Raw genomic sequence first — 11317 nt, 5'->3', positions numbered from 1 at the left:
CCGGGCCCATGGCAGATTGATCCGCGCCACCACGGGAACCGCGATGAAGGGTATTCGAATGGTTCAAGAACTCCTGCTCGACCCGACGGGAATGGACGAGCGCGACGCCGACTCGACACTCTCGCCGCGTCCGGCGAGCCTGCGAGGCCTCACGATCGGGTTGCTCGACAACACCAAGCCGAACGCGACGAACCTGCTTCGCGAGATCGGCGAGGAGCTGCAGCGCAGCTACGGCGCCGGCGAGACCCGCCTGTACACGAAGGACTACTTCGGCACGCCGGCCGCCGACGACCTCATCGCGCAGATCGCCGAGGAGGTCGACGTCGTCGTGACCGCCGTGGGCGACTGCGGCTCGTGCAGCGCCGCGACCGTCGCCGACGGCATCCTGCTCGAGCGCGCGGGCGTTCCGACCGTGAGCATCACGTCGGACTCGTTCTTCGCCTCGGGCCGCGCGATGGCGAAGGTCCAGGGGTTCCCCGGCTTCGACTTCTTCGCGGTGAAGCACCCCGTGGCGAGCCTGAGTGCCGACGAGATCCGCGAGCGCGCGCTCGCGGCGATTCCCGAGGTCGTTCGCATCCTCGGTGTGGAGGAGTGACATGAGCATGACCATCGAGAGCGCACCCCAGGTCGACGTGGAGCGCATCCACGAGGCGCTGGAGTACTACGCCGCGCAGGAGTGGACCGACGGACTGCCCGTCGTCCCGGTGACCGAGTCGTATCTCGCGGACTTCCTCGCGGCGACCGACCGCGAGCCCGACGAGGTGCTCTTCCACATCCCGCACCTGAACCGCAGCCTCACGGTTCGCCTCGCGCTCATCAACGCGGCACTGGCCGGATGCCGCCCCGAGTACGGCCCCGTCGTCATCGCGGCGTGGGAGTCGATCGCGAAGGAGCCGCACCCCGCGCGCGGGATCTGGCAGTCCACGACGGGAACGGCACCGTTCCTCGTGGTGAACGGGCCGATCCGCGAGGAGATCGGGCTGAACAGCCAGGGCAACATCTACGGCTCGGGGTTCCGTGCCAACGCGACGATCGGGCGCGCCATCCGTCTCGCCTGCATCAACGTGTTCGGGCTGCACCCGCACAAGCTCGACCAGGCCACGCAGGGCACGCCCGCGAAGTACTCGGCGTGCATCGGCGAGAACGAGGAGCAGAGCCCGTGGGCGCCGTTCCACGTCGACAACGGGTTCGACGCATCCGACAGCACCGTCACCGCGTACGTCATCCGCTCGGTCATGCACATCGAGGCTCGTCACACGATGGAGCCCGAGCAGCTGGCCGAGGACTTCGCCGACAGCATCCGTCGCACCGGCGCGCTCATCCACGAGTACACGAGTGCGCTGCTCGTGCTCGTGCCCGAGCATGCGGCCGTGTTCGCCGACGCCGGGTGGAGCAAGGAGGATGTCCGTCAGGCAGTCTTCTCGCGCGTCGTGCGCAGTCGCGCCGACCTCGCGGCGGTGGGCAAGGACGCGATCTCGCGCAAGTCGCGCTGGCGTCTGTCGGCCGACCATCCCGACTCGATGCCCGACACCACCTCGGGCACCGACAGCCCCGATGTCGTGCCGCTGCTGAGCGCGCCGACGTCGATCCAGATCATCGTGGCGGGCGCGAACAACGCCGGCGTCTCGTCGGTGGTCGAGATCTTCACGCTCAACCCGCCGCGCCTGCATCCCTACTCCATCAGCAGGATCGGAGCACGCTCATGACCGATCAGACCGCAGTGGTCGACGTCGACGCGGCTCTCAAGGAGTTCCGCGACATGATGGGCGCCGACGGATACCTGCTTCGGTGGGAGCCCACCGAAGGCGACCGCATCGTCGTCAGGATCGACGCCACCGATGGCGCGTGCGCGGATTGCCTCGTGCCGCTGCCCGTCATGGAGGCGATCATGGCGTCCGCCCTCGAGCCGACGCCGTACACGCTCGATCGCGTGGTCCTTCCCGCGACCGACCACTGATCGAGGAGGCGGGGCGACCGGAACTGTCGGTCGCCCCGCTTCGCTTTCCGCCGCACGTCACCGCAGACCGGGAGGAACCATGCACCTCACCGACGAGGAGAAGCGCATGCGCGACGGCGCGGAGGGCGATGCCGTCGCCGCAGCGATGGACCTGCTCATCCGCTACGGCGAAGCCCTCGGCGCCGAGCGCCTGTGCGACACGCGCAACGTCGCCGGCACCATGACCCAGCCCTCGCCCGCGAAGGCGAAGCTCGTCGAAGAGGGCGGGTGGGCCAAGGCCTTCGCGGTCATCAACCTCGATTGCGACGACGACATCGACGTGCCGCGGATGCGCGTGCCGACGTGCCAGCTGCAGCACGGCTTCTCGGACGACGCCGCGGGCCTTTCGAAGTACTCGGTCGCGAACATCGAGCTGCAGGGGAGCGCGGAGTCGTACTTCAGCGAGCGGGGCGTGAACATCCTCGCGACGTGCACGCCGTACCAGGTGGGAAACCTGCCCGTGCGCAACGAGCACTGCGCGTGGATGGAGTCGTCCGCGGTCGTCTACTGCAACTCGGTGCTCGGCGCGCGCACGAACTGCGAGGGCGCCGCGTCGACGGGTGCCGCGGGCCTCACGGGCAAGATCCCGTACTGGGGCAACCACGTGCCCGAGAACCGCTACGCGAACCGTCTCGTGCGCGCCGACGTGCCGGTCGAGTCGTTCCAGGACTGGGGCATGTTCGGGTACTTCGTCGGCGAGCAGGTCGAAGAGGAGCGGCCCGCCGTGATCGGAGCGCTCGCACAGCCCGACCTGGCGAACCTCAAGCACTTCGGAGCGGCGACCGCGACGTCGGGCGGCGTGGAGATCTACCACATCCCCGGCATCACGCCCGAGGCGCCGAGCCTCGTGGCCGCTTTCGGCGGACGGGAGATTCCGGATGCCGCGACCTACGGCCCCGCGGAGCGCAGAGCCGTCTACGAGACCCTCAACTCGCAGGGCGACTCGGACGACGTGGACTTCATCCTGCTCGGGTGCCCGCACGCGTCACTCGACCAGATCGCCGAGATCGCGCGGCTGCTCGACGGCAAGCGCCTGCGCGACGGGACCGAGCTGTGGGTCATGACGCCGCGCGCGCTGCGCATCATGGCCGACCGCAACGGCTACACCGCGGCGATCGAGCGCGCCGGAGGGAAGCTGCTCACCGACTCGTGCCCCGCGATGTCGAAGGCCGCCCCCGACGGCGTGCGGGTGTTCGCGACGGACTCGGCCAAGCAGGCGCACTACCTTCCGGCGATCCTCGGCATCGAGGCCTGGTTCGGGACCCTCGAGGAGTGTGTCTCGGCCGCCCTCACGGGCAAGTGGCGCGGAGAGCTCGCGGCATGACCGGGACGCTCGAGTTCCACGGCAGGGGCATCGTGCCCGGCGTCGTCGAGGCGGAGGCGCTCGTCACCTCCGAGACGATCTCGGGCTTCGGCGGCATCGACGTCGCGACGGGCACCGTGATCGAGCCCCGGCACGAGCTGTTCGGGGTGTGCTTCGCGGGCAAGGTGCTCGTCTTCCCGGGCGCGAAGGGCTCGTCCGGGTGGTCGGGGTTCTTCCAGAGCACGAGGCTGCTCGGCACCGCCCCCGCGGCATTCGTGTTCAACGTCATGACCACGAAGGCGGCGCTCGGCGCGATCGTCACGCGCATTCCGACGGTCGTGGGCGCGGCCCCCGATCCGGTCTCGGCGATACGCACGGGCGACCTCGTGCGGGTCGACGGCGACCGGGGGATCGTGACGGTTCTCTCACGATAAAGGGTTTTCGAAGAATGGAACCCTACGTTGATAGGGATCCCCTTCTCGAACACCCTGGAACACCGTCCGCGAAGCCGCGGTCACATGGTTCAGACACAGGAGTCCAGACATGAGTTCATCGATCTCCCCCCGGGTCGATCGGCCACGCAAGGCACGTGGAATGCTCCGTGCCGCGGCGTCGCTGATCGCGGCCGGTGCCCTCGCGCTCACGGCATGCGCCGGAGACTCCGCCACGCCGGGTTCCGGCGGAGACGCGGAAGCCGGCGGCGAGAAGCTGCAGAAGATGGTGGTCGTCACCTTCCTGCCGCTCGAGTCGTTCACCTTCACCCCCGAGATGTACGCGTACGCCGGCGGCTACTTCGAGAAGCACGGCCTCGACGTGCAGCTGCAGCCGGTGCAGGGCACCGCGGCGGCGATCCAGACGCTGCTCGGCGGCGCGACCCCGATCACTCGCGCGAGCACCGTCGACGTCTTCCCCGGCATGGAGCAGGGCCAGCCCATCGTGTCCATCGGCACGATGGCGCACAAGTCCAACCTGCGCGTGGTCTCGACCGAGGACAAGCCCGTCGAGAACGTCGACGACATGGTGGGCGAGACGATCGGCATGGGCTCGATCGGCGGCACGAGCGAGAAGATGCTGAACCTCGCGCTCGACGCCGGCGACGTGGCGCGCGACGATGTCACGCGCCAGGCGGTGCCCGTCACGGGCGCCACGTACGAGCTCGTGAAGCAGGGTCAGCTCGCGGGATACATCGTGAGCCTCGACACCTCGATCGCGCTCGGCGCGCAGAACGACGACGCGGTGATCACGGATGCGGGCCTCGCCGACGCACCCGACATCCAGACGTGGATCACGACGCAGTCCAACCTCGAAGACCCCGAGAAGCTCGACCAGATCGAGCGCTTCCTCGCGGCGATTAAGGAGGCGACGCAGGCCGTCATCGACGACAGCGAGAACGACTTCGCGAACGTCCTGCAGACTCTCCGCGACAGCGGTGACTTCGAGTTCCCCGCGCTCGAGGACGACTCGATCGCGACGCAGGCGCTCGAGGTCTACACGACCCAGACCTGGGTCGACCCCGACGGTGAGCTCGCTCTCCTCGAGAACGACCTGGACGGCTGGGTCGAGGCCTACGAGATCTACGAGAAGTCGGGACTGGTCGAGGGCGGCAAAGACCCGCTCGAGTGGATCACGAACGACTACCTGCCCTGACGGGCGCCAGACAGCAGAGGCGGCCCCGAGGCGCCACGCCGAGGGGCCGCCTCTCCCAACGAGGCAAGGCAGTGAAGCATGAGCAATGAGGCACTGGTGCAGGAGGTGACGCCCGTGACGGCGAGCACCGAGGTCCCGCGCCTGCGGATCGAGGGAATCGGCCGCGACTTCCACACCCGATCCGGCATCACACACGCCGTCTCCGGGATCGACCTGACGATTCAGCGCGGCGAGTTCGTCGCCCTCATCGGACGATCCGGATGCGGCAAGACCACGCTCCTCCGCATGATCGGCGGCCTCCTGGCCCCGACGGCCGGGTCGATCGAGGTCGACGGCCGCCCGCTGTGGCGCGGCAACGGTCAGGTCGACTCGAACGCGATCACGAAGCTGGGCTTCGTCTTCCAGGAGAGCAACCTGTTCCCGTGGTTCTCGGTGCTCGACAACATCGCGCTTCCGATGAAGCTGCGGGGCGTCGGCAAGAAGGAGCGCCGCCGGCGCGCGACCGAGCTCGCGGAGCTCGTGGGCCTCGGCGGATTCGAGAAGTCCTATCCGCGTGAACTGTCGGGCGGCATGCGCCAGCGCGCGGCGATCGCCCGCGCGCTGTCGACCGAGCCCGAGCTGCTGCTCATGGACGAGCCGTTCGGCGCGCTCGATGCGCTCACGCGCGAGCGCATGAACCTCGAGCTTCAGCGCATCGTGCTCGAGACGACCTCGACGGTCGTGTTCGTCACGCACGACATCCCCGAGGCGGTGTTCCTCGCGGACCGCATCGTGCACATGACACCGCGGCCCGGCCGCATCCGTCAGATCCTGCCGGCCGACTTCGCCAAGCCGCGTTCCGTCGATCTGCAGACGACGCCCGAGTTCAACGACATCGTGCGCAAACTCCGCCACGACATCGACGAGGAGGACTGAGCATGTCCCGCGCACGAATGATGAAGCTCCTGCCGTGGATCGTCACGCCCTCGCTGGTCGTCCTGATCATCGTCGCGTGGCAGGTCATCGTCACGGCCCTCAACGTGAACCCGTTCATCTTCCCGCCGCCGGGCGACGTGTGGGCGGCGTTCGTCTCGCTCCTGAACGACCCGCGCATCTGGGCGGCGACGGGTGTGACGGTGAGCGAGATCCTGATCGGCTTCCTCATCGCGGTCGTCGTCGGCCTCGTGGTCGGTGTCGTCCTCGGCAAGCTGCCGTGGCTCGAGGTGAGCCTGCGGCCGCTCATCGTCATCGCGCAGGTGGCCCCGAAGGTGGCCTTCGTGCCGCTGTTCGTCATCTGGTTCGGATTCGGGCTCACGTCCAAGATCGTCCTGTCGGCGCTGCTCGCGTTCTTCCCGATCATGCTGAACGTGCTGCTCGGGGTCCGCTCGGTCGAGCAAGGACACCGCGAGGTGATGCAGAGCCTCAACGCGACGACCTGGCAGCGGTTCGTGCAGCTCGACATGCGCAGCCTCCAGCCCTACCTGTTCGCGGGCATGGAGGTCGGCATCGTGCTCGCGACGATCGGCGCGATCGTGGGCGAGTACCTCGGAGGCAACAACGGCCTCGGCAACATGGTCGTCTCGGCCATGAACGCGCTGGACGCCGCCATGACGTTCGCGCTCATCATCTGGCTGTCCATCCTGGGACTCGTGCTGTACCTCATCGTGAACGAGCTCAAGCGCTTCTTCATCCCGTGGCACGAGTCGGTCTACGGCCTGCGCACGGCGACCGCCTGACGCCCCGCCCCGCACCGCAGAGCGCCGCTTCCGCCACCCGGCGGGGCGGCGTTTCTGCGTGGCCCAACGAGTTTCAGGCTCACTGAATGAGACTTCAGCGGACGCTTTGCGTACTGATGGACGCAGAGCGTTGCGTTTGTACGCATTGTGTGAAAGCATCTCGTTCGTCCCGACTCGCTTGAGAGCTCGAACTGGCAATGGAGGCAGTCATGAAGGCTTTGCGCACCCGAGCGTCGTTCCTCATCGGAATCGGCGCCGTCCTGACCCTGGGTCTCACCGCCTGCGGCGGCGGTGGCACCGACACCGCGGGCGGCGACGCCGGCGGTGACACGCAGGAGGTCCAGCCGCTCGTCGCCGGCGTGATCCCCGTGACCGACATCGGTCCGGTGTACATGGCGCAGCAGAACGGCCTGTTCGAAGAGAACGGCTTCGACCTCACGCTGCAGCCCGCCGGCTCGTCCACCGAGATCATCCAGGCCATGCAGTCCGGCCAGGTGCAGATCGGCTACGGCGGTTCGACGGGCGTCTTCCAGGCCGTCGAGAACGGCGTGGACCTCGTCATCATCGCGGCGGCGAGCGCGACGCCCGACGACCCCGAGAACGGCATCAACGACCTGCTCGTCGTCGCCGACAGCGAACTGAAGTCGGCGAAGGACCTCGAGGGCAAGAAGGTCGCCGTCAACGCGCCCGGCGGCTACACGCAGCTGCTCGCCGACATCGCGGTCAAGGCCGACGGCGGCGACCCCGCCAAGGTGCAGTACGTGCAGATGGGCGTGCCCGACCAGCCCGCCGCGCTCGTGAGCGGTGCGATCGACTCGTTCGTCGCCGGTGAGCCGTTCGGCACGCTCGGCCGCGAGGAGAACAACTTCCGCACTCTGGCGAACCCGTTCGAGTACCTGTCCGACCACGCGGTCGTCGCGGGCGTCTGGTACGCGCTGCGCTCCGAGGTGGAGAAGCGCCCGGAGTACTTCGCGCAGGTCGTCGACACGATCAACGCGGCGAACACCTACGCGCTCGAGAACGACGAGGAGCTCCGCGAGAACATCGCCGAGTTCACCAAGATCGACCCGGCGCTGGCGGCCCGCATCCGTCTCGGCTCGTACGGCAAGCTCCCGCTCACCGTCGAGAACCTGCAGCCGATCGCGGACTGGTCGCTCGAGCTCGGCTACCTCAAGGAGCCGGTCGACTTCGACACGCTCATCTGGGAGCCGTAAGAACCCACACGGCGGGAGTGACCCCGCCGGTACGCGGGCCCGTGCCACCGGGCACGGGCCCGCACCACCCCCTTCCCCCACGAACCAGCAAGCGGAGGACGAGCATGGCGACCATCACGGCGCCCGCGGATGCCGCGACCCGCCCGCAGACCCGCACACCGTTCAGCCAGTCGAAGCTCTCGACCCCCGTCCTCGGGGCGCTGGGCATCGTCGGCTTCATCCTCGTCTGGGAGCTCGCGTCGCGCTTCAGCCTCGTGAACCCCACCTACCTGCCTCCGTTCACAGAGGTCTTCGCGACGGTCATCGAGGTGGTCGCCGGCGAGCAGTACCGCGCGCAGTTCTGGACCGCCCTGGGCAACACGATGCTCGGCTGGAGCGTGGGCCTCGTCATCGCCCTCGTCGCGGGCGTCGTGTGCGGTGTGATCATCGGATCGAACCGCTGGGTCCGCGACTTCACGCACTCCACGATCGAGTTCCTGCGCCCCATTCCGTCGGTGGGCCTCATCCCGATCGCGGTCGTCATCTTCGGCGTGCGCCCGGCCGCGACGATCGCCATCGTCGTGTGGGCGTGCTTCTGGGTGATCCTCATCCACGTGATCTACGGCGTCACCGACGTCGACCCGGTCGCGGACTCCACCGCCCGCAGCTACGGCCTCGGATACCTCGCACGCGCGCGCTACGTCGTGTGGCCGACCGTGCTGCCCTACCTCATGACGGGCGTGCGCCTCTCGGGCACGATCGCGCTCGTGGTGGCGGTCACGATCGAGATCGTCGTGCAGGCGCCCGGCATCGGGCAGATGATCGCCCAGTACCAATCCGCGGGCAACGCCCCGGTCGTGTACGCCCTCGCCCTCCTCGCCGGCGTGCTGGGCCTGGTCATCAACCTCGCGCTGCGTCGCCTCGAAGAGGCCGTGCTGGGGTGGCATCCGTCGGTTCGAGGGGAGGTGATCTCGTGACGACGCGAAGCATCGGCATGCGCCTCGTGTACGCGCTCGCCCTCCCGATCCTCATCATCGCGGTGTGGTGGGCCGCGACCCTCAACGAGACGAACCCCTTCGTGCCCAAGCCGGGCCAGATCGTCAGCGACTTCTTCGGGTCGTGGTTCGGTCCTCTGCTCGTGCAGCAGGTGCTGCCGTCGCTCTACCGGCTCGGCGTGGGTCTCATCAGCGCGATCGTCGTGGGGATCGTGCTCGGCGTGCTCGTGGGATCGAGTCGCGTCGCGCGCAAGCTCACGGGCCCGCTGTTCGAGTTCATCCGCGCCGTGCCGCCGCCCGTCCTGCTCCCGGTGCTCCTGCTGGTCATCGGGATCGACGACCGGTCCAAGATCTTCCTGATCTTCCTCGGATGCCTCTGGCCGATCCTCCTCAACACGATCGACGGCGTGCGGGGCGTCGACCAGGTGCTCGCCGACACGACGCGCACCTACGGCGTCACCGGGTGGCAGAGGCTCCGCCGCTTCGTGCTCCCCGCGTCGCTGCCGCGCATCATGACCGGCATCCGTCTCGCCCTCCCGATCGCGATCATCCTCATGGTCGTGTCGGAGATGTACGCGGCGATCGACGGCCTCGGCTACCAGATCATGCTGTTCAAGCAGATCTTCCAGATCGGCCCGATGTGGGCGGGCATCGTCATCATCGGCCTCATCGGCATCGTGCTCGCGTGGATCTTCCGCGTGATCGAGCGCCGCGTGCTGGCCTGGTACTTCGGACAACGAGAGGTGGAGACCAGTGAGCGCTGACGCCACGACGAACGAGGTCCTGCTGTCGGTTCGCGGGGTTCAGAAGATCTACTCGACCCCGACCGGCGGCGTGGAGGCCGTGCGGAACCTGACCTTCGACCTGCGCAAGGGCGAGTTCGCGTGCCTGGTCGGGCCGTCGGGCTCCGGCAAGACGACGCTGCTCAAGTGCATCTCGGGGCTGCTCGCGCCGACGAGCGGCGAGGTCGTGCTCGACGGGAAGGTCGTCGACGGGCCGCCGCGCAACATGGCGCTCGTGTTCCAGGAGTACGGGCGTTCGCTGTATCCGTGGCTGCGCGTCGCCGACAACGTCGAGATGCCGCTCAAGGTCGCGCGAGTGCCGAAGGACGAGCGCAGGCGCCGCGTCGAAGAGGCCCTCGAGGCGGTCGGCCTCGCCCACGTGCCCACGTCGTACCCGTGGCAGCTGTCGGGCGGCATGCAGCAGCGCGTCGCGATCGCCCGTGCGATCGCGTACCAGCCCGAGGTGCTGCTGATGGACGAGCCGTTCGCGGCCGTCGACGCGCAGACCCGTGCCGACCTCGAAGACCTCGTACGGTCGGTGTGGGCCAAGCTCGGTCTGACGATCCTCTTCGTGACGCACGACATCGACGAGTCGGTGTACCTCGGAGAGCGCGTCATCGTGCTTTCGTCGTCGCCGACCGTGATCCTCGAAGACCTGAAGGTCGATCTGCCCGAGCACCGCGACCAGCTCGAGACGCGCTCGGACGCGCGCTTCGTCGAACTGCGGCATCACGTGTACGAGCAGATCCAGAAGGCGAAGACGTACACGGGCGACACGGAAGCGGTGCGGACGGTCGCCTAGGCCTCGCCCTGCTGCGCCGCGATCTCGCGTGGCCGACCGTAGGATGGTGCCGCCGGACGCAGAGCGTACAGCGAGGAGACGGGTGGGGATGGCTGACGAGAGGTCGCGGGACCGGATTCAGAGCATCGAGCGCGGGGTCGAGGTGCTGCGCGCCTTCAACCACCGCGAGGGCTCGCTGACCATCGCCGACATCGCGGAGCGGGTGGGGCTCGCGCGACCCGTCGTGCGTCGGATCCTCCTGACGTTCGCGCACCTCGGCTACGCAGAGTCCGCCGGCGGCCTGTGGAGCCTCACGCCGCGCATCCTCGAGCTCGGCTCGGGCTACTTCGCCGCGTCGTCGCTCCCCGAGATCTCGTACGGGTACATGGCCGACGTCGTCGAGCGCACGGGTGAGACGTGCAGCATCGGCGTGCTCGACGGGCTCGAGGTGATCCACGTCGCGCGCGTCGAGGACCGTCGGCCGCTGCCGGACTCGGTCCGGATCGGAAACCGGCTGCCCGCGCACGCGACCGCTGTCGGAAAGGTGCTCCTCGCGCACCTGCCGCCCCATGAGCTCGACGCGCTGCTCGAAGGCGTCGAGCTGGAGTCGTTCACCCCGCACACGGTGACGGATGTCACGGAGCTTCGTGCGCGGCTCGAGAAGGTGAAGGAGCAGGGGTTCGACGTCTCGATCGAGGAGCTGCACCCGGGACAGGTCGCCGTCGCCGCGCCGATCCTCATCGACGGGCGCGCGGTCGGCGGTCTCTCCGCCTCGTCCACGACCGTGCGTGAAGACGAGAAGAGCCTCACCGAGGTCGTCGCACCCGTGCTGCGCGACGCCGCGGGCGAGATCGGCCGCGCCTACCGCAACGCGAACCCGCAGCTGTTCCGCGCGGCGCGCTGAG

At 68.5% G+C, this 11317-nt stretch carries 13 protein-coding genes; all 13 read left to right on the top strand.

Features of this window, described 5'->3' with window-relative positions:
- The first annotated feature begins 58 nt into the window (after positions 1 to 58).
- The gene (locus VNR19_RS11385; protein WP_325032108.1) at positions 59 to 595 is read left to right on the top strand and encodes a UGSC family (seleno)protein; all 537 of its coding nucleotides are present in this window, start codon (positions 59 to 61) and stop codon (positions 593 to 595) included.
- A 1-nt stretch (position 596) separates the two neighbouring features.
- Positions 597 to 1706, top strand: a complete 1110-nt coding sequence (locus VNR19_RS11380) for a hypothetical protein (RefSeq protein ID WP_325726824.1) — start codon at positions 597 to 599, stop codon at positions 1704 to 1706.
- The gene (locus VNR19_RS11375) at positions 1703 to 1957 is read left to right on the top strand and encodes a hypothetical protein (RefSeq protein ID WP_325726822.1); all 255 of its coding nucleotides are present in this window, start codon (positions 1703 to 1705) and stop codon (positions 1955 to 1957) included. The genes VNR19_RS11380 and VNR19_RS11375 overlap by 4 nt, the downstream gene beginning before the upstream one ends.
- A gap of 79 nt (positions 1958 to 2036) precedes the next feature.
- Entirely contained in the window at positions 2037 to 3320 is a 1284-nt protein-coding gene (locus VNR19_RS11370) for an aconitase X catalytic domain-containing protein (protein WP_325726820.1), read from the top strand.
- The gene (locus tag VNR19_RS11365; protein WP_325726818.1) at positions 3317 to 3733 is read left to right on the top strand and encodes an aconitase X swivel domain-containing protein; all 417 of its coding nucleotides are present in this window, start codon (positions 3317 to 3319) and stop codon (positions 3731 to 3733) included. Before VNR19_RS11370 ends, VNR19_RS11365 begins: the two co-directional genes overlap by 4 nt.
- A gap of 160 nt (positions 3734 to 3893) precedes the next feature.
- Positions 3894 to 4946: an ABC transporter substrate-binding protein gene (locus tag VNR19_RS11360; protein WP_325726816.1), complete on the top strand. Its 1053-nt coding sequence runs from the start codon at positions 3894 to 3896 to the stop codon at positions 4944 to 4946.
- 78 nt (positions 4947 to 5024) lie between these two features.
- Positions 5025 to 5861 carry an ABC transporter ATP-binding protein gene (locus tag VNR19_RS11355; protein WP_325726814.1) on the top strand — a complete coding sequence of 279 codons (837 nt, stop codon included), beginning with the start codon at positions 5025 to 5027 and terminating at the stop codon, positions 5859 to 5861.
- Between the two features lie 2 nt (positions 5862 to 5863).
- The gene (locus tag VNR19_RS11350) at positions 5864 to 6661 is read left to right on the top strand and encodes an ABC transporter permease (protein WP_325032115.1); all 798 of its coding nucleotides are present in this window, start codon (positions 5864 to 5866) and stop codon (positions 6659 to 6661) included.
- 209 nt (positions 6662 to 6870) lie between these two features.
- Positions 6871 to 7875, top strand: coding sequence for an ABC transporter substrate-binding protein (locus tag VNR19_RS11345; protein WP_325032333.1), 1005 nt, complete (start codon positions 6871 to 6873; stop codon positions 7873 to 7875).
- A 104-nt stretch (positions 7876 to 7979) separates the two neighbouring features.
- The gene (locus VNR19_RS11340) at positions 7980 to 8831 is read left to right on the top strand and encodes an ABC transporter permease (protein WP_325726813.1); all 852 of its coding nucleotides are present in this window, start codon (positions 7980 to 7982) and stop codon (positions 8829 to 8831) included.
- Positions 8828 to 9613: an ABC transporter permease gene (locus tag VNR19_RS11335; protein ID WP_325726811.1), complete on the top strand. Its 786-nt coding sequence runs from the start codon at positions 8828 to 8830 to the stop codon at positions 9611 to 9613. Before VNR19_RS11340 ends, VNR19_RS11335 begins: the two co-directional genes overlap by 4 nt.
- A complete protein-coding gene (locus VNR19_RS11330; RefSeq protein ID WP_325726809.1) occupies positions 9603 to 10433 on the top strand; it encodes an ABC transporter ATP-binding protein in 831 nt (276 codons plus the stop codon). Before VNR19_RS11335 ends, VNR19_RS11330 begins: the two co-directional genes overlap by 11 nt.
- Positions 10434 to 10521: 88 nt before the next feature.
- A complete protein-coding gene (locus VNR19_RS11325) occupies positions 10522 to 11316 on the top strand; it encodes an IclR family transcriptional regulator domain-containing protein (RefSeq protein ID WP_325726807.1) in 795 nt (264 codons plus the stop codon).
- Position 11317 lies beyond the last annotated feature (1 nt).

It is taken from the genome of Microbacterium sp., from assembly GCF_035556355.1.
Lineage (GTDB): Bacteria > Actinomycetota > Actinomycetes > Actinomycetales > Microbacteriaceae > Microbacterium.
Note: the sequence above shows the minus strand (reverse complement) of the source record. Positions and strands in the feature narration are given on the sequence as shown.

Coding starts and splice junctions, on each gene's coding strand:
- VNR19_RS11355 (WP_325726814.1), top strand. CDS start 5,025: ATGAGCAATGAGGCACTGGTGCAGGAGGTGACGCCCGTGACGGCGAGC.
- VNR19_RS11360 (WP_325726816.1), top strand. CDS start 3,894: ATGCTCCGTGCCGCGGCGTCGCTGATCGCGGCCGGTGCCCTCGCGCTC.
- VNR19_RS11385 (WP_325032108.1), top strand. CDS start 59: ATGGTTCAAGAACTCCTGCTCGACCCGACGGGAATGGACGAGCGCGAC.
- VNR19_RS11370 (WP_325726820.1), top strand. CDS start 2,037: ATGCACCTCACCGACGAGGAGAAGCGCATGCGCGACGGCGCGGAGGGC.
- VNR19_RS11340 (WP_325726813.1), top strand. CDS start 7,980: ATGGCGACCATCACGGCGCCCGCGGATGCCGCGACCCGCCCGCAGACC.
- VNR19_RS11350 (WP_325032115.1), top strand. CDS start 5,864: ATGTCCCGCGCACGAATGATGAAGCTCCTGCCGTGGATCGTCACGCCC.
- VNR19_RS11380 (WP_325726824.1), top strand. CDS start 597: ATGAGCATGACCATCGAGAGCGCACCCCAGGTCGACGTGGAGCGCATC.
- VNR19_RS11365 (WP_325726818.1), top strand. CDS start 3,317: ATGACCGGGACGCTCGAGTTCCACGGCAGGGGCATCGTGCCCGGCGTC.
- VNR19_RS11325 (WP_325726807.1), top strand. CDS start 10,522: ATGGCTGACGAGAGGTCGCGGGACCGGATTCAGAGCATCGAGCGCGGG.
- VNR19_RS11375 (WP_325726822.1), top strand. CDS start 1,703: ATGACCGATCAGACCGCAGTGGTCGACGTCGACGCGGCTCTCAAGGAG.
- VNR19_RS11345 (WP_325032333.1), top strand. CDS start 6,871: ATGAAGGCTTTGCGCACCCGAGCGTCGTTCCTCATCGGAATCGGCGCC.